Annotated in this window: 26 protein-coding genes and 1 tRNA gene; 11 read left to right on the top strand and 16 right to left on the bottom strand. The window is 69.0% G+C overall.

The features are described from left to right. Positions 1 to 59 precede the first annotated feature (59 nt). Positions 60 to 2,126 carry a S9 family peptidase gene (locus tag M1L36_RS18390; protein ID WP_250875196.1) on the top strand — a complete coding sequence of 689 codons (2,067 nt, stop codon included), beginning with the start codon at positions 60 to 62 and terminating at the stop codon, positions 2,124 to 2,126. Here the strand turns inward: M1L36_RS18390 and M1L36_RS18385 are convergent, their stop codons facing one another. Genes M1L36_RS18385 through M1L36_RS18375 form a run of 3 tightly spaced genes read right to left on the bottom strand, consistent with a single transcriptional unit; the run spans position 2,127 to position 5,095 of the window. Then, entirely contained in the window at positions 2,127 to 3,365 is a 1,239-nt protein-coding gene (locus tag M1L36_RS18385) for an alpha/beta hydrolase family protein (protein WP_250875195.1), read from the bottom strand. Positions 3,366 to 3,416: 51 nt separating this feature from the next. After that, a complete protein-coding gene (locus tag M1L36_RS18380) occupies positions 3,417 to 4,295 on the bottom strand; it encodes a beta-keto acid cleavage family enzyme (RefSeq protein ID WP_250875194.1) in 879 nt (292 codons plus the stop codon). Positions 4,296 to 4,297: 2 nt separating this feature from the next. Next, positions 4,298 to 5,095, bottom strand: a complete 798-nt coding sequence (locus M1L36_RS18375; RefSeq protein WP_250875193.1) for an enoyl-CoA hydratase/isomerase family protein — start codon at positions 5,093 to 5,095, stop codon at positions 4,298 to 4,300. A gap of 136 nt (positions 5,096 to 5,231) precedes the next feature. Between M1L36_RS18375 and M1L36_RS18370 the strand changes: the two genes are divergently transcribed. The 4 genes from M1L36_RS18370 to M1L36_RS18355 all read left to right on the top strand — a co-directional run bounded on the left by M1L36_RS18370 (position 5,232) and on the right by M1L36_RS18355 (position 9,877). Then, on the top strand, positions 5,232 to 5,768 hold the full coding sequence (locus M1L36_RS18370) for a hypothetical protein (protein WP_250875192.1): 537 nt from the start codon (positions 5,232 to 5,234) through the stop codon (positions 5,766 to 5,768). Between the two features lie 183 nt (positions 5,769 to 5,951). Beyond that, positions 5,952 to 7,244 (top strand): 3-phosphoshikimate 1-carboxyvinyltransferase, encoded by a 1,293-nt coding sequence (gene aroA, locus M1L36_RS18365; RefSeq protein WP_250875191.1) that lies wholly within the window; start codon positions 5,952 to 5,954, stop codon positions 7,242 to 7,244. Between the two features lie 95 nt (positions 7,245 to 7,339). Continuing rightward, positions 7,340 to 8,617, top strand: a complete 1,278-nt coding sequence (locus M1L36_RS18360) for an alkaline phosphatase family protein (RefSeq protein ID WP_250875190.1) — start codon at positions 7,340 to 7,342, stop codon at positions 8,615 to 8,617. A 57-nt stretch (positions 8,618 to 8,674) separates the two neighbouring features. Next, positions 8,675 to 9,877: an iron-containing alcohol dehydrogenase family protein gene (locus tag M1L36_RS18355; protein WP_250875189.1), complete on the top strand. Its 1,203-nt coding sequence runs from the start codon at positions 8,675 to 8,677 to the stop codon at positions 9,875 to 9,877. A gap of 31 nt (positions 9,878 to 9,908) precedes the next feature. Here the strand turns inward: M1L36_RS18355 and M1L36_RS18350 are convergent, their stop codons facing one another. Together M1L36_RS18350 and M1L36_RS18345 are read right to left on the bottom strand one after the other, a co-directional pair. Further along, complete coding sequence (locus M1L36_RS18350; protein WP_250875188.1) at positions 9,909 to 10,766, bottom strand: winged helix-turn-helix domain-containing protein; 858 nt, start codon at positions 10,764 to 10,766, stop codon at positions 9,909 to 9,911. A gap of 120 nt (positions 10,767 to 10,886) precedes the next feature. Beyond that, a complete protein-coding gene (locus tag M1L36_RS18345; RefSeq protein WP_250875187.1) occupies positions 10,887 to 11,042 on the bottom strand; it encodes a hypothetical protein in 156 nt (51 codons plus the stop codon). A gap of 198 nt (positions 11,043 to 11,240) precedes the next feature. On the opposite strand from M1L36_RS18345, the gene aroC reads away from it, so the two are divergent. Both aroC and M1L36_RS18335 read left to right on the top strand, forming a co-directional pair. Continuing rightward, positions 11,241 to 12,431, top strand: coding sequence for a chorismate synthase (aroC, locus tag M1L36_RS18340; RefSeq protein ID WP_250875186.1), 1,191 nt, complete (start codon positions 11,241 to 11,243; stop codon positions 12,429 to 12,431). A gap of 72 nt (positions 12,432 to 12,503) precedes the next feature. Then, positions 12,504 to 14,168 carry an acetate--CoA ligase gene (locus tag M1L36_RS18335; protein ID WP_250875185.1) on the top strand — a complete coding sequence of 555 codons (1,665 nt, stop codon included), beginning with the start codon at positions 12,504 to 12,506 and terminating at the stop codon, positions 14,166 to 14,168. Between the two features lie 15 nt (positions 14,169 to 14,183). Here M1L36_RS18335 and M1L36_RS18330 read toward each other — a convergent pair whose 3' ends face one another. Beyond that, the gene (locus M1L36_RS18330) at positions 14,184 to 14,390 is read right to left on the bottom strand and encodes a hypothetical protein (RefSeq protein WP_250875184.1); all 207 of its coding nucleotides are present in this window, start codon (positions 14,388 to 14,390) and stop codon (positions 14,184 to 14,186) included. Between the two features lie 54 nt (positions 14,391 to 14,444). Here M1L36_RS18330 and M1L36_RS18325 point away from each other — a divergent pair, with 54 nt between their 5' ends. Then, positions 14,445 to 15,164 carry a hypothetical protein gene (locus M1L36_RS18325; RefSeq protein ID WP_250875183.1) on the top strand — a complete coding sequence of 240 codons (720 nt, stop codon included), beginning with the start codon at positions 14,445 to 14,447 and terminating at the stop codon, positions 15,162 to 15,164. A gap of 40 nt (positions 15,165 to 15,204) precedes the next feature. Then, positions 15,205 to 15,288: transfer RNA gene (locus M1L36_RS18320), tRNA-Ser, on the top strand. A 349-nt stretch (positions 15,289 to 15,637) separates the two neighbouring features. Here M1L36_RS18320 and M1L36_RS18315 read toward each other — a convergent pair. The 6 genes from M1L36_RS18315 to M1L36_RS18290 form a co-directional block, all read right to left on the bottom strand. Further along, positions 15,638 to 15,796, bottom strand: a complete 159-nt coding sequence (locus M1L36_RS18315; protein WP_250875182.1) for a DUF7563 family protein — start codon at positions 15,794 to 15,796, stop codon at positions 15,638 to 15,640. A gap of 156 nt (positions 15,797 to 15,952) precedes the next feature. After that, positions 15,953 to 16,204, bottom strand: coding sequence for a DdfA family disk-determining factor (gene ddfA, locus M1L36_RS18310; protein ID WP_250875181.1), 252 nt, complete (start codon positions 16,202 to 16,204; stop codon positions 15,953 to 15,955). Between the two features lie 155 nt (positions 16,205 to 16,359). After that, entirely contained in the window at positions 16,360 to 17,811 is a 1,452-nt protein-coding gene (purF, locus tag M1L36_RS18305; RefSeq protein WP_250875180.1) for an amidophosphoribosyltransferase, read from the bottom strand. 224 nt (positions 17,812 to 18,035) lie between these two features. Next, positions 18,036 to 18,209, bottom strand: a complete 174-nt coding sequence (locus M1L36_RS18300) for a 50S ribosomal protein L37e (protein ID WP_250875179.1) — start codon at positions 18,207 to 18,209, stop codon at positions 18,036 to 18,038. Next, complete coding sequence (locus M1L36_RS18295) at positions 18,206 to 18,391, bottom strand: LSM domain-containing protein (RefSeq protein ID WP_250875178.1); 186 nt, start codon at positions 18,389 to 18,391, stop codon at positions 18,206 to 18,208. Before M1L36_RS18295 ends, M1L36_RS18300 begins: the two co-directional genes overlap by 4 nt. A gap of 128 nt (positions 18,392 to 18,519) precedes the next feature. Beyond that, positions 18,520 to 19,581 carry a M20/M25/M40 family metallo-hydrolase gene (locus M1L36_RS18290; RefSeq protein ID WP_250875177.1) on the bottom strand — a complete coding sequence of 354 codons (1,062 nt, stop codon included), beginning with the start codon at positions 19,579 to 19,581 and terminating at the stop codon, positions 18,520 to 18,522. Positions 19,582 to 19,740: 159 nt separating this feature from the next. Here M1L36_RS18290 and M1L36_RS18285 point away from each other — a divergent pair, with 159 nt between their 5' ends. Then, entirely contained in the window at positions 19,741 to 20,268 is a 528-nt protein-coding gene (locus M1L36_RS18285) for a hypothetical protein (RefSeq protein ID WP_250875176.1), read from the top strand. A 104-nt stretch (positions 20,269 to 20,372) separates the two neighbouring features. Continuing rightward, positions 20,373 to 21,323, top strand: a complete 951-nt coding sequence (locus M1L36_RS18280) for a zinc-dependent metalloprotease (protein ID WP_250875175.1) — start codon at positions 20,373 to 20,375, stop codon at positions 21,321 to 21,323. A gap of 42 nt (positions 21,324 to 21,365) precedes the next feature. Here M1L36_RS18280 and M1L36_RS18275 read toward each other — a convergent pair whose 3' ends face one another. Genes M1L36_RS18275 through M1L36_RS18260 form a run of 4 tightly spaced genes read right to left on the bottom strand, consistent with a single transcriptional unit; the run spans position 21,366 to position 23,596 of the window. Continuing rightward, positions 21,366 to 21,725: a Zn-ribbon domain-containing OB-fold protein gene (locus tag M1L36_RS18275; RefSeq protein ID WP_250875174.1), complete on the bottom strand. Its 360-nt coding sequence runs from the start codon at positions 21,723 to 21,725 to the stop codon at positions 21,366 to 21,368. Next, complete coding sequence (locus M1L36_RS18270) at positions 21,722 to 22,888, bottom strand: thiolase C-terminal domain-containing protein (RefSeq protein WP_250875173.1); 1,167 nt, start codon at positions 22,886 to 22,888, stop codon at positions 21,722 to 21,724. The genes M1L36_RS18275 and M1L36_RS18270 overlap by 4 nt, the downstream gene beginning before the upstream one ends. Before the next feature lie 57 nt (positions 22,889 to 22,945). Continuing rightward, the gene (locus M1L36_RS18265; RefSeq protein ID WP_250875172.1) at positions 22,946 to 23,167 is read right to left on the bottom strand and encodes a DUF8527 family protein; all 222 of its coding nucleotides are present in this window, start codon (positions 23,165 to 23,167) and stop codon (positions 22,946 to 22,948) included. Continuing rightward, complete coding sequence (locus M1L36_RS18260; RefSeq protein WP_250875171.1) at positions 23,168 to 23,596, bottom strand: nuclear transport factor 2 family protein; 429 nt, start codon at positions 23,594 to 23,596, stop codon at positions 23,168 to 23,170. It lies immediately after the preceding gene. Between the last annotated feature and the right edge of the window lie 19 nt (positions 23,597 to 23,615).

The following is a 23,615-nucleotide window of genomic DNA, read 5'->3' as shown; positions in this document are numbered from 1 at the left end:
GACCGGATGTTCCCCTCGGTACCAGTACGCATAACACGCCCCCACCCACGAATCGTGTCATGCAGGAGATGGACCTGGAGGCCCTCTACGACCTCACACTCCCGCGGCAGGTCGCGCTCTCGCCCGACGGCGAGCGGTGTGCCTTCGTCGCCCAGGAGAACGACGAGGCCGACGACCGCTCGCGCAGTTCGCTGTTCGTCGTCCCGACCGACGGGTCGCGACCGCCCCACCGCCTGACGCGCGCTTCCACCGCGAGCCAGCCGACGTGGAGTCCCGACGGCGAACGACTGGGGTTCGTCGCCGCACGCGAGCGCGACAGCGCGCTCCGAGTGGGTCCCGAAGACGACGGGGGCGACGACACCGACCCTGAAGAAAAGGAGGCGGCTCCCTCGGGCGGTGCGGACGACGACGGCCCGAAGCCGCAGGTCTGGACGTTCGACCTCGCGCTCGGTGGCGACGCCCGACAGGTGACGCAGTTCGACGAGGGCGTCCGCGAGTTCGACTGGGGACCCGACGGCGAGCGCATCGTCGTCTCGGCGCGCGACCCCACGGACGACGAACGGGAGTACCTCGACCAGGTGCGCGACGACGGCCCCATCGAGGTGACCCGTCTCCAGCACAAGCGAGACGGGGCGGGCTGGCTGGACGACGTGACGACGTACCTGTTCGTCGTCGACGTCGAGAGCCGCGAGACCGAACGGCTCGACGAGGCGTACGGTGCGGGCACGTTCGAACCCGTCGGCGGCCTCCATCCGTCGTGGGGGCCGACAGACCGCATCGCGTTCGTCACCAACCGGACCGACCACCCCGACGACTCCGCAGTCGTCGACGTCTACACCGTCGCCCCCGACGGCACCGACCTGAACCGCGTCACCGACGGCGAGCACTACGCCGCGGTCCCGACGTGGAGTCCGGACGGCGAGCAACTGGCCTACGGTGCCCGGAACCCACCGATGAACTGGTACAAGCCACAGGACGTCCACGTCGCCGACCTCGACTCGGGAGCGACCCACGTCGCCACCGAGGGGTTCGACCGCTCGGTCGTCCCCATGGCGGGGCTGTCCTGGAGCGACGACGAGACCGTCACGGCGCTCGCCCAGGACGAAGCACGATTTCGGCCGGTTCGCATCGACGCCGACGGGAGCGGCGTCGAGCGCGCGTTCGCGACGCTCGGCGACGACCGCACCGTCGACACGCTCGACGCGGTTCCCGACAGCGACACCGCGGTCGCCATCGTCTCGGGGGCGAGTGACGGCCTCGACGTGTGCGCGCTCGACGCGCTGGAGGAAGAACGTCGGCTGACCGACCTGAACGCCGACTTCCTCGCCGCGTACGACCAGCCGAGCGTCGAACGGCTCACGGTGGAGAACGGCGACGGCGAGGCCATCGAGGCGCTCGCGTTCGTCCCGCCGACGCTCGACCCGGACAGCCCCGTCGAACACCCCGTCGTCGTCCAGATTCACGGCGGCCCGATGGCCTGCGACACGCCAGGGTGGCAGTTCAAGCGCAGCTACTTCGCGAACCAGGGCTACGTCGTCCTCTGTGTCAACTACCGCGGGTCGACGTCGTACGGTCGCGCGTTCGCAGAGTCGCTCCGAGGCTCGCGCGGCGACCTCGAATCAGACGACGTAATTAGCGGCGTCGAGCACCTCGTCGACCTGGGGTGGGCCGACCCCGACCGCCTGTTCTGTACGGGGTTCTCCTACGGCGGCATCACGAGCGCGCACGTCGCCGTCCGTGACAACCCGTTCGCGGCCATCGCGCCCGAACACGGCATCTACGACTTCTACTCGAACTACGGCACCGACGACAACCACCTCTGGCACGACGACGAGTTCGGCGTCCCGTGGGAGAACGAGGAGACCTACCGCGACATCTCCTCCATCAGCCGCGTCGACGAGGTCGACACCCCGATGCTCGTCACCGCCGGCGAGCACGACTGGCGCTGTCCCCCGACCCAGGCCGAACAACTGTACGTCAGCGTCCGCAAGCAGGGCGTCGACGCGAAGCTCGTCGTCTACCAGAACGAGCACCACAACGTCGGCGCGCCCGAGCGCGCCATCCATCGGCTTCGAGAGCTGGAAAACTGGTTCCGCGAGCACGACCCGACCGTCGACGAATCGTAATCAGACGGCTCGTTCCCGCCGACCCTCCTCGTCGGTTCCACTCCCGGGACGCACCAGCGTCTCGTCCAGCCAGTCGTAGATGGTGTCGGTCGCCAGCGTGAGGTTGCCGACCTGACAGTGTTCGCCCGCGCCCTCCTCCGTCCGGAAGACGTGCCGTGAGGCCGACTCCCCGACGAGGTCCACGAACTCGTCGGCCAGTTCGACCGGGACGAAGTGGTCGTCCTCGCCCGCCAACACGAGCGTCGGGCAGTCGATGCGTCGCGCGTCGTCGGCCAGCGAGTACTCCCGGAGCGTCCGCTGGAGGTCGGCGGCCGTCTCGACGCCGAACACCCACCGCGAGTTCTCCATCAGCCAGCGCGAGTCGGCGCTGACCCGCTGACCGAGCCGTGCGAGGCCGTTGACGAACGCGTCGGGGGCGTACAGCATCGCCGTCGCGAGTCGGGGTGCGTCGGCCGCCGACGCGCGCCACAGGTCGTGCATGTGGTCGAACGCGACGCAGGCGGCGACGCGGTCGTCGAACGCCGCCGCTCGTGGGGCGTAGTAGCCGCCGAAGCTGACGCCGACGAGTGCGAGGCGGTCGTCGTCGACCGCCGCCTCGTCTTCGAGCGCGTCGAACACCGGGCCGACGACGTGCTCCCAGTCGGGACGGGCGGTCAACCCCTGCTCGCGCAGCGGCGCACCCTGACCCGGACCCTCGAAGAGGACGACGGCGTAGCCCCTGGCCAGCGCCTCGGGGACGCCACAGAGGAAGTACAGCTCTTCGGCCAGCGAGTCGAAGCCGCCGACACAGACGACGGTGGGCCGCGGTCCCTCGCGGTCGTCGGGGACGAACAGGTAGCCCGGGATGGTGGTCCCCTCGTACGGTATCGAGAGGCGGTCGGAGGCGACGCCGAGCGCGTCGAGGCCCGCCCGGAACGCCTCGCGGCTTCGGTCGTACGTCGACGGACGGCGCTCGTCGTCGGCCGCGAGGAAGAACTCGGCGGTCCGGTAGTAGGTGTGCGCCCGGAGGAGGGCGTGGCCGGCGGTCCGCTCGCGCCCGCTGTCCAGTGCGGTCGCGGCGGCCCCGTCGACCAGCGCCGCCGTCCGGTGCCACTCCTCGTACCACGCCTCGGTGTCGCCGTCGGGGACGCGCTCGACGGTCGTGAGCACCTCACCGGCCTCCGAACCGCCGAACGGAGCGTACGCTAGCGCCCGGAGCGTCTGGTAGTCGAACGCCTTCGAGGAGAACTGGACGCGCATGAGTCGACCTACCACATCCGAGGAGAAAAAGAGGCGAGTGGGATGCCCGTCTCAGTCGAGGCTCAGAATCTCGCGTGCCTCGTCGGGCGTCGCCGGTTCCCGCCCCACGTCCCGGACCATCCGGGCGGCCTGTTCGACCAGTTCCGCGTTGGTCGCCATCTCGCCGTTCGGGAGGTAGAAGTTGTCCTCCAGACCGACCCGGACGTTCCCACCCATCGACAGCGCCGCCGCACACAGCGGCCACTGGTCCCGCGAGATGCCGATGACCTGCCACGTCGCGGTCTCTGGCAACTGTCGGACCTGGTGAGCGAGGTTCTCGACGCTCGCCGGGATGCCCCCGAGGACGCCCATGACGAGGCTGAACTGGAGCGGTTCGTCGAGGTCGCCGTGTTTCACGAGCGGGCGGGCGTTCCCGACGTGTCCCGTGTCGAAGCACTCCAACTCGGGTTTGACGCCGGCGTCGGCCATCGCGGTGACGAACTCGCGGATCTCCGAGAAGGAGTTCTCGAACACCATGTCGAAGACGAACTCCTCGCGGGAGTCGGAGTACTTCGCGTAGTTCATCGACCCCATGTTGAGTGCGGCCATCTCCGGGGCCGTCTCCTCGATGTACGCGACGCGCTTCTCAACGGGGACGTCTATCGCACCCGTCGAGAAGTTGACGACGATGTCCGTTCGCTCGCGGACCGCGTCGTGAATCTCCCGGTAGGCCTCGGTCTCGAACGTCGGACTCCCCTCGGGCGTCCGGGCGTGGATGTGGGCGACGCTCGCGCCGGCCTCGCGGGCGGCCGCGGCGTCCTCGGCGATCTCCTCGGGCGTGTAGGGGATGTCCTCACACTGGTCGCGCGTCGTGAGCGCGCCGGTCAGCGCCGCCGAGACGACCGCCTTGTCTGGGTCGTTCCCCTTCACCGACTCCTGGGTGTCGAACATCGCTATCGCCCCCGCCACTCCGGTTCGCGGTCGGTGAGGAACGCGTCGATGCCCTCCTCGGTGTCCTCCGAGAGCGCGAGCAGCGCGATGACCTCCTTGAGGTAGTCGAGCGCCTCACCGTAGCCCATGTCGCGCTGGGCGTAGTACGCCTCCTTGCCCATCGAGAGCATGACGGGACTGTTCTTCGCGACGGCGGCGACGGTGTCGTCGAGCGTCTCGTCGAACGCTCCCTCCTCGGCGACGGTGGTGACGAGGCCCACCTCCCTCGCCTCGGCGGCGTCGATGCGTTCGCCGGTGAACATGAGTTTGAGCGCCTGTTTCTCGCCGACGGCGCGGGTGATAGGAGCCATCGCCTGAGCGGGGAACAGGCCGACGCGAACCTCTGGCGTCCCGAACTCCGCGCCCGGGTCGGCGACGACGAACTCGCAGGCGGCGGCGAGACCACACCCTCCCGCGAGACAGTAGCCCTCGACGGCCGCGACGGTGACGACGGACGCCGACTCCATCCGCTTCAGCAGCCGAGCGAGCCCCGAGAAGTTCTCCCGGTAGGCCTGTGCACCCTCTCCGATGGGCATGGCCGCGAGGTCGCCTCCCGAGCAGAACGTTCCGCCCGCCCCGCGAATCACGAACACGCGGGCGTCGGCGTCGTCCGCGGCGTCGAGGGCGTCGACGAGACCGCCGATGACGGCCTCGTTCATGGCGTTTCGTTGGTCGGGGCGGTCGATGGTCGCACGAACGACCAGTCCGTCGTCGTCCATCGCGATGCGGAGGTCGTCGGTCGAGAGCGCGTCGGTGTCCACGATGGAGCGTGGTGCGTCAGCGCATCACAAAGTCGTTTCCCTCGGTGGTTTTTGACTTCGAATCGTTGCGTACAGCGTCGCTACGCCGATATTATCACCGAATAGTTATTTCCTGCTGCCGGTACTGCCAGTCGAGATGGCAACTTCCACCGGAACAGGGTTCTCGGCTCGGATGCAGACGCTCGCCAGCGCAGCGAACCCGGCGTTCGCCGTCGGCGTCGTCGCCGTGCCGTTGGCGATTCTCGCCGCGACGTACGCGATGGCGACGAACGGGGAGTGGCGGGGGTTGTTCTACGTCCACGTGGCGACGGGCGCGCTGTGGTTCTCGGTGGCCGTCTTCTTCCCGGCGGTGCTGGGGCCGGCCATCGGGTCGCTGGACCCGCCGGCGGCCAAGCAGTTCTCGGCGGCGTTCACGCCGAAGGTCGTGTTCTTCATGACGGGCATCAGCCTCACGGCGGTGCTCTCGGGGACGCTCCTGGCCGACACGATGGGGATGTTCGACCTCGCGAACCCGCTCGCGCCCGTCGACTGGTGGGTGACCGTCGCGCTCGCCGCCGGTTGGGTCTGTGGCTGTTCGGGTTGGTCGTCCCGAACCGACTGCACCTCAAGGCGTACTACGAGGCCCAGTCGGCGTCGCCGGACTCCTCGGTGCTCGCCCGCATCGAGAAGCTGAACCTCGCCATCGGCCTGTTCGAGGCGGGCGTGATGCTCGGCATTATCTACGTGATGACCAACCTCCGGTTCTGAGTCGGCACGACGCCGGCCCCGTCTTCGATTCACCGTTCGTCTGCCCCGCGACGACCGCAATCCCTGCACGCTCCGGAACCCTCTTGCGAGGTCCGCGCCACGCCGTCGCATGGACGTTCGACTCTCGCCGTCGCTTCTCTCCGGCACCGCTCGTGCCCCGCCCTCGAAGAGCTACACCCACCGCGCCGTCCTCGCGGCCGGCTACGCCGACGAGGCGACGGTCGACCGACCGCTCGTCAGCGCCGACACCCGTGCGACGATGCGCGCCGTCGAGGCGTACGGGGGGACGGTCACCGAGCGCGAGGACGGCGACGCCTACCACGTCACGGGGTTCGACGGTCGTCCCGACACGCCCGACGACGTCGTCGACTGCGCCAACAGCGGGACGACGATGCGTCTCACGACCGCGACGGCGGCGCTCGGCGACGGCCTGACGGTCCTCACGGGCGACGGTTCGCTGCGCTCGCGTCCGCAGGGACCGCTGCTGGACGCCATCACGGACCTGGGGGGTCGCGCCGAGTCGACTCGCGGAAACGGACAGGCACCGCTCGTCGTCGGCGGTGCGCTCGGCGGCGGGACGGTCTCGATTCCGGGCGACGTCTCCTCCCAGTACATCACCGCGCTGTTGATGGCCGGAGCGGTCACCGACGAGGGAATCCGCGTCGACCTGGAGACCGAACTGAAGAGCGCGCCGTACGTCGACATCACCCGCGAGTTGCTCGCGGACTTCGGCGTCGACACGCAGGAGACCGACGACGGCTTCGAGGTGGCGGGCGGCCAGTCGTACCGCCGCGAGGAGCCGTACACCGTCCCCGGGGACTTCTCCTCTCTCTCCTACCTGCTGGCGATGGGGGCGCTCGCCGCCCCCGACGGCCTGCGAATCGAGGGCGCGGTGCCGAGCGCTCAGGGCGACACCGCCATCGTGGACGTCCTCGAGCGGATGGGCGGCGACGTCGAGTGGGACCGCGAGGCAGGGGTCATCGAGGTCTCGCGCTCGACGCTCTCGGGGGTCGAGGTGAGCGTCGCCGACACGCCGGACCTCCTGCCCACCATCGCGACGCTCGGGGCGGTCGCCGACGGTGACACCCACATCACGGACGCCGAGCACGTCCGGTTCAAGGAGACCGACCGGGTGAGCGCGATGGCGACCGAACTCGGGAAGATGGGCGTCGAGACGACCGAGGAGCGCGACTCGTTGACCGTCCACGGCGGCGACTCGGCCCTCCAAGGGGCGACCGTCGACGGCTACCACGACCACCGCATCGTCATGTCGCTCGCGGTCGCCGGACTCGTCGCCGACGGCGAGACGACCGTGCAGGGGGCCGAACACGTCGACGTCTCGTTCCCGACGTTCTTCGACGTGCTCGACGACCTCGGTGCCGACCTGACGCGCGTCGAGTGAGCGGACGAACCCACACTCACGACGCACGTTTTGGGTGTGACAGGTCGACCCGCACGACCAGTAGCGATTTTCGGTGGCGGTCAATCGGTTACGGTATGCTCCGCACCGACCTCGCCGCCGACCTCCGCGAGGACGAACTAGCGCCGGGGGTGGTCCGGCCCGACTACGAGCGATACTGTTTCGGGAACGTCCCCGACACCGTACTCGACGTGTTAGGTGCCGACGCCCGGCGGCCGCTCCCCGAAGACGTGTTCGGCGGCGTCGACACCGACGTTCAACACGTCGTGGTCGCGCTCGTCGACGGCTACGGCTACGAGCAGTGGCGTCGCGACTACGAGACGGTCCCTCTCCTCTCGGCACTCACAGACCGCGGGAGGGTCACGCCGCTGACGTCGGTGTTTCCCTCCGAAACGGCTGCCGCTATCACGACGATGCAGACAGGACGCCTACCGTGTGAGCACGGCATCCTCGGCTGGTTCCAGTACCACGAAGCCACCGAAACCGTCGTACAGATGCTCCCGTTCACGGACTACGAGGGCACACCTCTCCGGGAGGTCTGTCCCGGTACGGACTCCTCGTGGCTCGTCGCCGACGGCCAGACTGCGTACGACCGGGCGGCCGACGCCGGTGTCGACGTGCAGGTCGTCGTTCCGGAGACCATCGCCGAGGGGGCACACGGCGACGTCGCTCTGCACGGGGCGACGGTGTCGGGGACGGCCGACATCGCTTCTGTCTCCGAGACGCTCCGAGAACGGCTCGAAGCGTCGTCGACGCCTACCTACGCCTACGGTTACTTCCCGCAGGTCGACGCCGCGGCCCACTCTGCTGGGACCGAGAGCGACCACTATCGCGAGCAACTGCGCGCGGTCACCGAGTCGCTGCGCCGTAACTTGGTCGACGCACTCTCCCCCGCCGTCGCCGAGCGGACGCTGCTCGTCGTCACCGCCGACCACGGTCACCTCGACACGACTCCGGAGGAGAACGTCGCCATCGGAACTCTGGACGACGTCGAGTCGCACCTCGAACGCGACGAGGCGGGCAGGCCGATTCCCGCGGTAGGGAGCCCCCGACAGCTCCAGTTCCGTGTTCGTGACGGTCACGTTGAGGCCCTCCGCTCGTCGCTCACCGCGCAACTCGACTGCGCGACGTTCGACCGCGAGCGACAGCTCGACGAGCGCGTGTTCGGCAACCGGCGGAACTCGGAGGTGTTCGAACGTCGCCTGCCCGACCTGCTCGTCGTTCCGCGCGACCGCGGAGTCTGGTACGACGACCACCACGACGAACTCTCGCTCGTCGGCATGCACGGCGGCGGACACCCCGACGAGATGCTCGTCCCGTTCGCGACAGCACGTGTGAGCGACCTCCGCGAGTGACCACCCCCACAGTCGAACGGGTGAACGGTTAACCAGGGACCGACCGTCGGTCCCGGCATGGACCATCTCGACGCCTTCGACTACGAGAACGTCGCCGGCCGCATCGCGTTCGGTCGCGGACGGACCGACGACCTCGCGGACCTCCTCGCCGACAGCGAGACGACCGCCTCGGACGGTGGCGAGCGCGCGCTGGTCGTCTGTGGCTCGAACGTCGGGGCGAACCGCGAGACGATGGCCCCCGTCGAGTCCGGCCTCGGCGACCGCCTCGCAGGCGTGTTCGACGGGACGACCCCCGACAAGGACGCTCGGGCGGTGACGGAAGGCGTCGCCGCGATGGCCGACCACGACGCGGACGCCCTCGTCGCCGTCGGTGGGGGGTCGTCCATCGACGTGGCACGAGCGATGCGCGCGGTCAGCGTCACGGGCCAGGATTACGACGAACTCCGGGCGTACGTCGCGGAGAACGGGACGCTGCCGGTGCCGGACGACGACCTCCCGACGCTCGTCGCCGTCCCCACCACGCTCGCTGGCGCGGACCTCTCGACCGGTGGGTCGGTGACGTTCTACGACGGCGACGAGACGCTCTCGGGGGGCTACTCTGCTCCCGACCTGATGCCCGACGCGCTACTGTACGACCCCGCGCTGTTCGAGACGACGCCGACCGGCGCGCTCGTCGGGTCGGCGATGAACGGCTTCGACAAGGGACTGGAGGCGCTGTACGCTCGCCACGCCTCGCCGCTGACCGACGCGCCAGCGATTCGTGGCCTCAGACTGCTCACGGAAGCGCTCCCCGAGGTAATCGACCCCGGCGACGAGTCGGTGATGGAGCGAGTGGTCGCCGGCATCGTCCTCGTCCAGTACCCCCGAGCGACGACCGGCGGCGGGTTGCTCTCGGTGATCCACGCGTTCGGCCACGGCCTCCGCGGCGAGGGCGTCCAGCAGGGCGTCGCGCACGCAGTGATGGCCCCGCCTGCGCTGGAACTGCTGTTCGAGTCCGTCGACGGCCGTCGCGACCTGCTCGCGGAGGCGCTCGGGGTCGAAGACGCCGACGACCGCGCCGGAGCGATCGTCGAGACCGTCGCGGCGGTCAGGGACGGACTGGGCCTCCCGGCCGGACTGCGCGAGTTGGACGAGGTCGACCGCGAGGCGCTCCCCGCGGTCGCCCGTCGCGTCTCGGCGGACGGGTTCATGGAGAACGCCCCCGAGGAGTTCGACCCGGACGAGGACGACCTGTTGGCGACCCTCCAAGCCGCGTGGTGAAGAGCACCGTCGAGGTAGGTCTCGGCAGTTCTCAGCGGGTCGAGCGGTCGACGCCCGTGACCGTCCCCGTGGCGTCGACGTGGCCGGTCAGCGTCTCGCCGTCGAGGGTGAGCCGAACGGTCGCACCCTCGGGTGTGGCCTCGACGTCGAGGTCACGGGCGGAGGCGAGTCGCCACGAGGGCGTCGTCATCGTGTCGACACCGTGGTCGTGGAAGAACCCCTGTGTCGCCGGGTGGTAGAGCACCGGTGTCGACACCGACGCCGTCGCGAGGTCGCCACAACGGTCACAGGACCACTCGACGCGCGCCGGGTCCGGGTCGGGGTCGAGTCGCCCCGTCAGCCGTCCCGCACAGTTCGCACAGAACCCCGCGGTGATGCGCTGGAACAGCGTCCAGAGCCACCGGTCGAACGTCTCGGGGAGTTCGTCGCGGGTGTACTGGTCGATGGTGCCCGGTGGGAACGAGTAGTAGTTGTGGAACTCCTCGCAGGTCGAACAGACCATGTCGACGTGGTCGTCCTGGAACGTGACGACGAGCGGCCGGCCCCCGCAGTTCGGGCAGGGGTCGTCGATGTCGATGGGTGCGACCGTCGCGTCGGCGGTGTAGGTGCCAGCGACGAGCGCGCCGACGACCTGCAGACCGGCGAGGGTCGGTCGGTACCCCTCACCGTCCTCGCTCTCGCGGACGAACGTCCCGACGAGTTTCCCGAGGTGGTAGTTGAACTGTCCCGAGTCGCGCATCCCGACGGCCTCGCGCAGTTCCGAGAACGTCAGCGGGCCGTCGGCGTCGACGAACGCCCGGAGGATGTCGACACGCGTCTCGTTGCCGAGGACGGCGAACACCTCGTCGGGCGGGCGGTGGTCGACGGAGATTTCGGGGGACTCGTCCATGCGAGGGCCACCGCCCCGCAGCCGAAAACTGTTGTGGAGGGCCGTCTCCCGTCGGTTACTGGACCGCCGGGGGACCGACGGCCGACGGCCGTCCATCCGTCGACCGAACTACCGACCGACTCACCCGGCGAGCGAGGCGGCGGTGACCTCCCGGAACGACTCGTTGCCACACCGGCAGTTCCCGTCACTGGTCGGGACGACCAGCGCGTCGCCGTGTTTCCTGACCGAGTACACCTGCCCGCACGACGAGCACGTCCCGAGGACCTGCTCTACCACGAGCGACCACCGTGCGACCCAACGATACCTTCAGATGTCAACGATTTCGTCCGCATCAGTGTAGTAGGCCACTCGCGTCCGTGGCATCACCGTCGTGCCTGAAGAGTTCGGTAGGTGACGTGCGAACGGGTGACGCGGCGGACCGCCGACCGTTGCGGCTTCCGTTCGCTTGAAATGGGCACGCACCCCATCTGGGCCATGAACGGCAACCAGTTCGGCCGACTGTTCCGGGTCACCACCTACGGTGAGAGCCACGGGCCGGCGATGGGCGTCACCGTCTCGGGCGTCCCGGCGGGTCTCGAACTCACCGAGGAGGACGTCCAGCGCGAACTCGACCGACGGAAACCGGGGCAGTCGATGATCACCACGAGTCGCGGCGAACCCGACGCGGTCGTCATCAACTCCGGCGTCCAGGACGGCTACACGACGGGCACGCCGGTCGGGATGGTCGTCCAGAACAAGGACGCCCGCTCGGGAAAGTACGAACCGTTCGTCACCGCCCCGCGACCGAGCCACGGCGACTTCACCTACTCCGCGAAGTTCGGGACGCGCAACTGGGGCGGCGGCGGACGCTCCAGCGCCCGCGAGACGGTCAACTGGGTCGCGGCGGGTGCCATCGCGAAGAAGATCAACGAGCGGTTGGGCGTCGAGGTGAAGGCGCACGTCAATCAGATAGACGACATCGTCGCCCCCGACGTCAGCTTCGAGGAGATGGTCGAACACACCGAGGAGAACCCGGTTCGGTGTGCCCACCCCGAGACCGCCGAGGAGATGCGCGAGCGTATCGACCAGTACCAACAGGAGGGTGACTCCATCGGCGGTTCGATATACTTCGAGACGCGCGGCGTCCCTCGCGGACTCGGCGCACCGCGCTTCGACTCGTTCCCGGCCCGTCTGGGGCAGTTGATGATGGCGATTCCGGCGACGACCGCCTTCGAGTTCGGTCTCGGCCGAGCGGCCCGTGAGGTGGCCGGCATCGACCGGAACGAGGACTGGGAGTTCAGTGAAGAGGGCGACCCCGTCCCGGTCGGAAACGACCACGGTGGCATCCAGGGCGGTATCACGACTGGCGAACCCATCTACGGCGAGGTGACGTGGCACGCGCCCACCTCCATCCCGAAAGAGCAGACCACGGTGGACTGGGAGACCCGCGAGGAGAAGCGTATCCAGGTCGTCGGCCGCCACGACCCCGTCCTCCCGCCGCGTGCGGTTCCCGTCGTCGAGGCGATGCTCCACTGCACCATCCTCGACTTCATGCTCCTGGCGGGGCGCGTCAACCCCGACCGACTTGACGACCGCCCGGGCGAGTACGACACCGACTACCACCCGAGCAGCCCACAGAACGACCCGGCGGACGCGGCGACGCGCGCCGAACCGACCGACGAGTAGTCGGGCGGACTCCCGTTACCGGCCGGTGAGTCGAGGGGGCGGTTTCTTTACCTCCGAGCGTACTCGTGCGGTATGGCTTGGCACGTCACGCCCGACGGGACGTACGAGGAGTGCCGTGAGTCGTTCGAGTGGTCGTTCCCGGACGGGTACAACCTCGCCCACGACCTGCTCCGGAAACACGCCGACGCCGACCGGCCGGCCCTGTTCCAGGCGTACCCAGACGGGCGACGAGAGACCTACTCGTTCGCCGACCTCGACCGTCTGTCGAACCGCCTCGCGACCGGTCTGCGAGAGCGCGGCGTCGGACGCGGTGACCGCATCGCCGTGGTCTGCCCCCAGCGCCCCGAGAACCTGCTGACGCACCTCGCGGCCTGGAAACTCGGGGCGGTCTCGATTCCGCTTTCGGTACTGTTCGGCCCCGACGCACTGCGCTACCGACTGGACGACAGCGGCGCGTCGGCCGTCGTCGCCGACCCGCAGGTGAGCGAGACGGTCGCCGAGGTGGCCGGAGACCTCCCGTCGCTCGACCACGTCGTCGAGGCGACCGACGGCGTCCTCACCGACGCCGGGACGCCGACTGCCGGCACCGTCGCGTTCGCCGACCTGCTCGCCGCGGGCGAGTCGTTCGCCATCGTCGACACCGACCACGAGACGCCCGCGGTCGTCCTCTACACGAGCGGGTCGACGGGGCCGCCGAAGGGCGTCCTCCACGGTCACGGTGTGTGGGCCGGCCACTGCCCTGCGTACTCGATGTACTTCGAACGGAATCTCGACGGCGTCTACTGGACGCCCGCGGACTGGGCGTGGATCGGTGCGCTCGGCGACCTCGTCTTCCCGGCGCTCCACTACGGCCAGCCGGTCGTCGGCTACCCGATGGGGAAGTTCGCCCCAGAGACAGCGTTCTCACTGCTCGCGGAGTTCGACGTGACGGGAGCGTTCCTCCCCCCGACGGCCATCCGGATGCTGATGTGCGTCGACGACCCGACCGACCGCTACGACCTCTCGCTCCGGGCCATCTGCTCGGGAGGCGAACCGCTCACGTCGGAGATCCTGGAGTGGGCCGACGATGCGCTCTCGGGCACCGTCGTCAACGAACTGTACGGCCAGACCGAGGCGAACCTGCTGGTGACGAACTGTCGGGAGTGGTTCCCCGCCCGCGTCGGGAGCATGGGCAAACCCGTCCCCGGCCACGACGTTCGGGTGCTCGACTCGGAGACAGGTGCGGAACTGCCCCCCGGCGAGGTCGGCGAGTTCGCCGTCCGCCGCGCGGGCGACCCCGTCGTCTTCCGGGAGTACTGGAATCGACCGGAGAAGACCGCCGCCGCGACGGTCACCGACGAGAAGGGCGTCGAGTGGCACCTGACGGGCGACCTCGGCAGTCGCGACGAAGACGGCTACTGCTGGTTCAAATCGCGCGACGACGACGTCATCATCACCGCGGGCTACCGCGTCGGACCGGGAGAGGTCGAGAACGCGATTCTGGACCACCCCGACGTCGCACAGGTCGGGGTCGTCGGTGTCCCCGACGAGACCCGGGGTGAGCGCATCGTCGCGTTCGTCCAACCCGCCGTCGGCGTCACGGGCGACGACGCGCTCGCGGCAGCCATTCAGGACCTCGTCCGCGACCGACTGGCGAAGTACGAGTACCCCCGCGAGGTCCACTTCGTCCAGGAGCTACCACAGACGACGACGGGGAAGATTCAACGCCGGAAGCTCAGAGACCGCATCGAGGGGTGAGCGCGCTGTTTCGTCTCACCAGTACGGGTTGGCGGTCCACCCCCCCGAGCGTCGCCCGGCGAGGACGCCCGCGACAGTGAGGACGACGACGATGGCGAGGGTTGCCCCCGCCGCGGCGACGTCGTCGCCGGTTGCCAGTTGGAGCAGTCGCCAGAGCGAACCGACGACGAGCACGGCGATGGAGAGGACGGCGAGCGAGCCGAGGAGTCGAGTCGATGCCATGGCGAACCGTTCGACACCGAGGGCATAAAGCCCGCGGGGAGCACACCACCCGGTATGACCACCGTCGCCGTTCTCTGTGACCCGCCGCGCGAAGGCGTCCTCGCACCGCTCGCCGACAGCTCCCCGCTCACGCCCGCGGAGTGCGCCGACCTCTACGCCGCGATGCTCGGCGACGTCTGTCGAGCCATCGAGACCAGCGGCGGCGAACTGCTCGTCAACTACCGGGGGGACGAGGACGCAGAAGCGGAGCTCCGGAGCGTGGTCCGCGAGGCGCTCGCCGACCCCGACGCGGCGCGCTTCGAGGTTCAGGTCGGCGAGACGTTCGCGGGGCGGGCGGGCAACACCGCGACCCACCTCCTCGAAGGCGAGGAGGTCGTCTCCGTCGCCGTCGTCGAACCGACTGCGGCGTTCCTCGGGCGCTCGCACGTCGACAACGCGGCGATGAAACTGCGCTCCAGCGAGGTCGTCCTCGGTCCCGCGACGCGCGGCCGGACGTACTACGCCGGGTTCACCGCGCCCGTCGACTTCGAGGGCGCGTACACCGCACCGGCCGTCGAGACGCTGACCGACCGGGGTCTCGACGCCGGCCACGACGTCGACTTCCTCCCGGTGCTCCCGGTCGTCGAGACCGGGTCGGACCTCGCCGAGGCGCTGACGTTGATCCGCGCGCGTCAGCGCGCCGGTCGCATCGTCCCCGAGCGCACGACCGCCGTCCTCGACGACCTGGGACTGACCGTCGTCGCCGACGGCGACGACCTCTCGCTCGCCCGCTGACCGACAGTTCAAAGAGGGGGCGACCGGTACGCCGTGGTGTGGTGAGGTGGCGGAGCCTGGCCTATCGCGCCGGTCTTGAAAACCGGTGGCATTTGCCTCCTGGGTTCAAATCCCAGCCTCACCGCTTCTCGGTTCGACCATCGGGATGAGCGAAGCGAATCCTGCTTGAGGCCCGAAAGCGTGACCGCTGGCGATTTGAATCAGGGAGCGAGCAGCGCGAGCGACCGTGGTTCGAATCCCAGCCGTACCGTTCTTCGTCACGAACGGACGTGAGTGACGAGAACGTGGACCTGCGGATTCGAATGAGACGAGACGCGGCGCAAACGTCAGTGAGCGACCGTCTCGGCGTGGTTCGAATCCCAGCCTCGCCGTTTCTACGAGCGAACGCTGAACGGTCGACCGATTCGGAAAACCCACCGCGTGCGCCCGTCGTCCGTCTCTCCCTTCGGTGACCGCGTGGTCCCGGTCTCCGGTCAGTTCCCTCGCGAGGACCGGGCCTCGCGAATCTCGGCACCGTCGCGCAGCTTGTTCTCACAGTTCGGGCAGACACGGACCGTCTCCATCCCCTCCGGGGCGAACACGCGGACGTACGCCTCGGTCACGAACGACCCACAGTTGTCACAGTCGGACATGTGAGGAGGAAGGGTCTCGCGCCGGATGTGGGTTGAGCCTGCAACACGGGCCGTGCTCGTGACCTTCCGGGCCGGTCACCGTCGCCCCGTGTGGCGACTCGGGCGCGCAGACTCCCATCCACCGGGTGTGGCGGCTTGCGAGTTCGACGTGTGAGGTCAACTCTCGATCAGAATCTGGCCGTCGCTGTCGACGGTCACGGTGCAGTCGGCGTAGGAGAAGCTGACGCGGAGCGGTGTCTCTGTCCGTGTCGGAGAACTGTACAGTGAGTCGAGCGCTTCGGGGTCGAGAACGTCGTACAGCGGTGGCTCGAGCGAGAGCGGGTCGACCCCCTTCGTCTCGGCGACGGCTTCGACGACCGCCGTGTAGATGGGGTCGGACCCGTCGTACGATGCCTCGTGAAAACCCATTACCAGTGGGTTACGATGCCCGCTGTTTAAGGGAATCGAAACAGCCGCCAACGGCCCGGATAAGGCTTCTACAGCGAGATATCAGTCTCTCGTGACTCTCGGAACGACGTGGTTTCCCCGAACGAGAGACCGTCAGCGAGCGCGGAGCGGAGGGGTCAGTCGTCGGCCAGCGGCGTGTCGACCGACGGTCGCGTGACGTCGCGGTCGGTGGCCTCGTCGTCGATGTCGTAGGGGTACTCGCCGGTGACACAGCCCAGACAGAGGTCGGCGCGTGACTCGTCGAGCGCGTCGGCGATGGCGTCGACCGAGAGGTACGCCAGCGAGTCCGCACCGACGGCGTCGGTGATGTCCTCGACGTCCTGGTTCGCGGCGATGAGTTCGTCGCGGGTCGCCATGTCGATACCCATGTAGCAGGGCGCGGCGATGGGCGGCGCGCCGATGCGGAGGTGGACCTCCTCGGCACCGGCGTCGCGCAGCAGGTCGACGAGCTGGTTCGACGTCGTCCCGCGGACGATGGAGTCGTCGATGAGCGTGACGGTGCGCCCCTCGACGGTCGAGCGGATGGGGTTGAGTTTGAGACGGACCGCCCGTTCGCGGGCGTCCTGGGTCGGCATGATGAACGTCCGGCCGACGTAGCGGTTCTTCATCAGCCCCTCGGCGAACTCGACGTCCGCTCCGGCCTCCTGTGACGCTTCTGCGTAGCCCGTCGCGAACGCCCGCCCCGAGTCCGGGACGGGCATCACGACGTCGGTGTCGACACCCGACTCCTCCCAGAGCGCTCGCCCGAGGTCGCGCCGGGTCTCGTAGACGAGTTTCTCGTCGATGACGGAGTCCGGTCGGGCGAAGTAGACGTGTTCGAAGAAACAGTGAGCGGTCCGGTCGCGTTCGACGAGTTGGTAGGTCTCGTAGCCCGAGCCGTCGGGGTCGAGTACGACGAGTTCGCCGGGGCGGACGTCCCGGACGAGTTCCCCGTCGAGTGTGTCGATGGCCGCCGACTCCGATGCCAGCACGTAGCCGTCGGGGAGCTTCCCGATGCAGAGCGGGCGATTTCCCTCCGGGTCGCGCACGCCGACGACGGTGTCGTCGTGCACGATGGTGAGTGCGTACGAACCGTGGATGCGGTCCATCGTGCGCCGGACGGCGCGGACGAGGTCGCCGTCGAGCAGGTTACGCGCGAGGTCGTGTGCGATGACCTCGGTGTCGCCGTCGCTGGTGAACGCGTGACCCTGTGCGCCCAGGGCGTCGCGGACCTCGTCGGCGTTGACGAGGTTGCCGTTGTGCGAGAGGCCGAGCGACCCGCTCTTGAACGAGACGGAGAACGGCTGGGCACACGAGGAGTCGACGCTGCCGGCCGTCGGATAGCGGACGTGGCCGATACCGACGCTCCCGTTGAGGCCGTCGAGGTCGGCCTCGTCGAACGCGTCGCCCACGAGGCCCATCTCGACGTGGTCGTACTGCTGGAACCCGTCGTGGGTGACGATGCCCGCCGACTCCTGTCCGCGGTGCTGGAGGGCGTAGAGCGCGTAGTACAGCGGTCGGGACGCCGCCCGGTCGTCGAGGGCGATGCCGACGACACCGCACTTCTCTCGCGGCCCGGAGTGTATCATCAGGTGTGTGTGACCACGGCGCGAGTAAAAAGTTCGTGGTTGTGACCAGTGCGCCGCTCTCTGTCGACAGTATATGCACGAACGTGGATACGTGGTGCGGACGAGCGCCGAGAGCGGCCGCTGTGGGCGATGGTTCGAGTAGCGGCCCGGCGGAGGGTCGACGCCGTCGCTCTGGGGCGTGGAGAACAGAGAGAAAGAACCGCGTTCCGTTCGGTGGTTCGTCGTTACTCGCCCTTCTTCGACTGCCAGTCGTAGCCTCGGCGTTTCGCGGTCTTGCCGAAGCCACACGACGAGCAGACCTTCTTCTTCTTGTGGTAGGACTTCTCGCCGCAGCGGCGGCACTTGACGTGCGTCTTCGTGTTCTTCTTACCCTGGGATGGAGTTCCTGCGCCAGTCATGGGGTTATCGAGACGACGTTATCCCCGCGGATAATGGTTACGTTGTCACCGTCCTCGACGACGAGGTTCATGTGCTGGTCGTAGCCGGTGAGCGACCCGCTGTAGACCTCCCCACCTTTCAGGTTCACCGTCACTTCCTCACCGAGCGATTCTTCGAGTACGTCCAGCGGACGACCGGTCATACCCGCAATCGAACGGGGAATCGTCTTAATACCACCGGGAATCCCCGCGCAATCGCCGCCTGCGAGCGATGCACACGGCCGGCCTCGCATCGAGCGTGTCGACGGCTACGCCGACGCGGCATCCGGCGTCAGAGCCCCGGACCCAGGTCGAACGACGCGACGCGGGTCCCGACGGCCCCCAGCAACTCCGCGAGTGCGTCGAGGTCGTCGAGGTCGACGACCTCGACCGGAGTGTGCATGTAGCGGTTCGGCAGGCCGACGTTGAGCGAGGGAATCGCGCCGCGTGCGGTGAACACGGCGTCGGCGTCGGTGCCCGTCGAACTCCCGGCGGCCTGCAACTGCACGTCGATCCCCGCCTCGCGGGCCGTCTCGCGGACGCCCGCGACGAGGCCGGGGTGGTTCGCCGACCCGCGGGCGACGACGGGGCCTGCCCCGAGGTCGATGTCGGTGGACTTGTCGTCCGGTGCGCCGGGTGCGTCGGTCGCGTGCGTCACGTCGACGGCGACGAAGGCGTCGGGGTCGAGGTCGAACCCGACCATCCGCGCGCCCTTCAGACCGACCTCCTCCTGAACGGTGGCGACCGCGTGGACCGTCGCGTCGGTTCCGCGCTCGTTCGCCCGGCGGAGACCCTCCGCCGCGGCCCAGATGCCGATACGGTTGTCCATGCCGCGGGCGGCGAGGCGCGTGCCGTGGAGGTCTCGGACGCCACTGGAGAACGTGACTGGGTCGCCGACCTCGACGAGTTCGGCGGCCTCCTCGCGACTCGTCGCGCCGATATCGACGGCCTGCTCGCCGATGTCCGGGACCTCGTCTTCGTCGTCGTCACCGTCGCGGAGGTGGATGGCTGTCTGTCCGACGACGCCGTGGACCGGTTCGTCGGCGTGGACCGTGACGTGCTGGCCCCGGGTGACGGTCTTGTCGGACCCGCCGATGCGCGTCAGCGAGAGGAACCCGTCCTCGTCGACGTCCCGTACCATGAAGCCGATCTCGTCGGCGTGCCCGCCGAAGGCCACCTCGCCCGCACCACTCCCCTCGACCGTGGCGACGGCGTTCCCGTAGGCGTCGACACTGACGTCGTCGGCGAACGCGGAGACGTAGTCGACCCAGACGCGAGTGGCGGGCGTCTCGAACCCGGAGGGGGAGGCGGTCGTGAGTAGTTCGTCGAGAAACGCGCGGCGGCGCTCGTCCATGGTCGACGGTGACACGGCACCGAGTAAGTAGCCCGCGATTTCGACGCTCGCACCGGACCACCGGACTACTGGACCACCGAACCCCCAACACCCTTCGACCCCCGACTCGCGTCTCGATTCGGGACAACCGCTAAGCCCTCCCCCGCCGACTCCTGACCCATGGCCGACATCACGCTGTTCAAGGTCGACCTCTCGGAGTCGACGTTCGTCGCGCCGTTCGGACGGCACGTCGTCGCCGACCGTGTCGAGACCGACGACGAGACGGACGAGGAATCGGGCGGTGGCCGCGGGAAACTGCTGCTCGCCGGGGTCGTCGGTATCGCGCTCGTCGGCGGACTCGCGTTCGCGCTGGTCCGACGGGTCCGCGGTGGAGACGACGACGCAGAGCCACCGGAGGAGACCGAGTGGGGCGACGACGACTGGAGCGCCGACCGCGAGGGTAGGCGGTTCGGGGACGACGGGAGCGATGTCGACGCACTCGACGGCGACACGCGCGAGGAGGGGTTCGTCGAACTCGGCCCGCAGACGGACGAGGAGTCGGCGCGGGGCGGGGCCGTCGCCGCCGTCGTCGGCTTGCTGTTCTTGCTGTTCGTCACGGCGCTGGTCCGCCGTCGCCGCGCCACCCCAACCACCGACGAGTACGCCGTCGAGGACGCAGAGGCTGCGACGGCCGCCGCGGAGCGGTAACGAGCGAGCACAGGAGCCGAGCGCGTCACTCCCGCCTTCGGTCGCCGGACGCCACCGTGCCGGGTAGCCGGAAGGCCTTTGCGTCGTGTGCGCCTGTATCGTGCATGAATCTCTTTCGTGCGGTCCGCGCTGTCTCGGAGGCCTCCGGCGACGGTCCCGTCGACTGGTCCGCGGTCGGCGAGGCGGCGAAGGCGGCGACCGACCCCGGCGACCTCGACCTCTCACCCGGTGCCCAGCAGGGGTACGCCGACGACGTCCGGGCGGCCCACCGCCGCATCGAGGAGGTCGGCGGCGTCGAGTTCGACCTGCCCGACACCGTCGAACTCCACCACCGCCACCACTGGATCGACGCCAACGTCCCCACCTTCGAGCGCGTACTCGACGAACTGGAGGTCGGCCCCGCCGTCGTCCCGGGCGTCGCCCGCACGCTCAACACCGGCTCTATCGCCGCCTCGGTGGGCTTCCTCGCCAACCACGTCCTCGGTCAGTACGACCCGTTGCTCCTCTCGGAGCACGACGACCACCGCCTCTACTTCGTCCACCCCAACATCGTCAACGTCGCGAACATCCTCGACGCCGACTTCCCGCGGTTCCGCCGCTGGATCGCGTTCCACGAGGTGAGCCACGCCGCCGAGTTCGGGGCCGCCCCGTGGCTCGACGACCACCTCGAGTCGCTCATCGAGGACACCCTCCAGGACATCTCGGCGGTCCGGTTCAACCGCGACGACCTGAAGGAGATCGACACCACGATGACCGCCGTCGAGGGGTACGCCGAGCTGCTGATGGACCGCACCTTTGACGAGGAGTACGCCGACCTCCGGGCGAAACTCGACGCCCGACGCAACCAGGGCGGGCCGGTCTCGACGCTGTTCCGTCGCCTGCTCGGTCTCGGTCGCAAACGTCGCCAGTACGAACGCGGGAAGGAGTTCTTCGAGTCGGTCGCCGCCGCTCGCGACGTGCAGACCGCCGCCGTCGTCTGGGAGTCCCCCGACAACCTCCCGACCGACGACGAACTCGACCACCCGGTGCGGTGGCTCCGCCGGATGGGCGTCTGAGTCGGTCGAACTGCGCGTAAAAGTCGCTTCTCGCTTCTCTCCTCACTCCTCGACGCGGAAGACGGGAGCGGGGTCGCCGCCCTCCTCCAGCACGTCGTCGAACACGACGCGGTCGCCGATGGCCGCGCCACCTTCGAGGCGGGCCATCACCTTCGCGCCGTCGACCTCGACCATCCCGACCTGGTACGGCCCGTCGAAGTCCCGCGGCGGGACCTGGATGGTCGTCTCCGAGTAGACGACGCCCTCGCGGGGGAGCGCGGTGCGTTCGAGGTCTCGGCTCTTGCACTCGTCACAGACGAGGAACGGCGTGGCGTATGTCCGCCCACAGTCGGTGCAGGTGACGCCGAGTAGGTCGCCCTCTCGGAGCGCCTCGGCCCACTGCTCGTGGGTCAGGGCGCTCATCCGCGCACCTCCATCACCGTGACGACGGTGGTCGCGGCGTCCCCACCCAGGTTGTGTGCGAGCGCCTTCTCCGCGCCCGAAATCTGTCGGTCCTCCGCGTCACCGCGCAACTGCTCGGTCAACTCGACGATCTGAGCCGTCCCGGTCGCGCCGATGGGGTGGCCCTTCGCCTTGAGGCCTCCCGAGGGGTTGATGGGCCGGTCGCCGTCTAGCGCCGAGCGTCCGGCCTCGGCGGCTGGGCCGCCCTCGCCGTCCTCGAAGAAGCCGATGGCCTCGCTCGCCATGATCTCGGCCCCCGTGAAGCAGTCGTGGACCTCCGCGAGGTCCATCTCGTCGGCGGTCGTTCCCGACTGGTCGTAGGCCTGGGCGGCGGCGTCGCGGGCGGCCTGCGTGTGGTGGGGGACGGGTTTCGCTCCCAGCGGGACGACGTCCGTCGCGTGGCCGACGCCCGAGACGTCGACCGGCGCGTCGAACGAGTCGGCGCGGTCGGTGCTGGTGACGACGACCGCACTCGCCCCGTCGGAGAACGGACAGCAGTCCATCAGGCGGAACGGGTCGGCGATGACGGGCGTCTCCAGGACCTCCTCGACGGTCGTCTCCTTCCCGAAGTGCGCGTTCGGGTTGAACTGGCCGTTGGCGTGGTTCTTCACCGCGACGTGGGCCAACTGCTCCTCGGTCGTGCCGTACTCGTGCATGTGGCGCTTGGTGAGCAGTGCGAACACGCCGGGGAACGTCAGCCCGGTGGGCTGCTCGTAGTGGCGGTCCGACGCGCTGGCGAAGATGCGCGTCATCTCGTCGGTTCCGAGGCCCGTCACGGGCGTACAGCGCTCCGCGCCGCCGACGAGGACGGTGTCGTGGACGCCGGTCTCGACGGCGTGGACGGCGTTCTTGAACGCGTTGGCCGAGGTCGCACAGGCGTCCTCGTAGCGTTGACACGGGACGCCCGCGAGGCCGATACGCGAGGCGGCCTTGGGGGCGAGGTGCGTGTCGTTCTCCGTCTGGCCGCCCATCGCGTTGCCGAAGTACAGTGCGTCGACGTCGTCGGGGCCGACGCCGGCGTCGTCGAACGCCGACAGCGCGGCCCCCGCGAACAGTTCCGAGAGTGTCGAATCGTGGACGCCGAACTTCGTCATCCCGGCACCCACGACGCTCGCTCGTGGCATACACGCTGTCGAGCGCCCATCTACTAAGTCGTACCGAGGGTCGGGAGTGCCGACCGGTCAGCGGCCGGACTGCTTCGTCTCGCCCGTGCCCGGGAAGACGACCCGGACGACCAGCGCACCGAACACCAACCCGACGCCGGTCACCAGCGCCGTCTCCAACAGCGTCGTGTCCCCGAGCAGGGTGATGAGTCCCGCCGAGAACCCGATGAGGACGACGAACGACAGTTTGAGCCAGAGCGTCATCCGCATGCGCTCCTCGCTGGTCATCGGCCCGACCATCTACAGCGCCTCCGTCGTCGAGACGTGCATACTCGCGAATCGCCACTCGTGGCCGTTCTCGTCGGTCTCGCCGGTCTCGTCTCCTCCGGCCCCCTCCGTCTCGGCGTCGACGCGGACGAGCGTCCCGCTCCAGCGGGTGTCGAACTCGAAGCGAATCGCGCGCTCGACGTCGGTCCAGCCCATGAACACGCTGTCGGCGAACCACGCCGTCTCGCCGCGCTGGCCCGTGTGGCGGTCGGTGCTCTCGACGACCCACGCACGGGTGGTCTCGGTCTGGGTCCGGAGCGCCTCGGCCACGGCGTCGGCCCCGTCGAGTCGCTCCGAGAGGCCGAACTTCACCGTGTCCGGCGAGTCGAGGAAGAACGGTGCGAGCGGGTCGCCCGCACGGAGGGCGGCGTAGTACGCCTCGATGGTGTCCGCGACGGTCATACAGAGGGCTGGGTGAGCG

This window comes from Halomarina rubra (assembly GCF_023699475.1).
GTDB lineage: Archaea > Halobacteriota > Halobacteria > Halobacteriales > Haloarculaceae > Halomarina > Halomarina rubra.
This window is presented reverse-complemented; position numbering and strand designations above follow the sequence as displayed.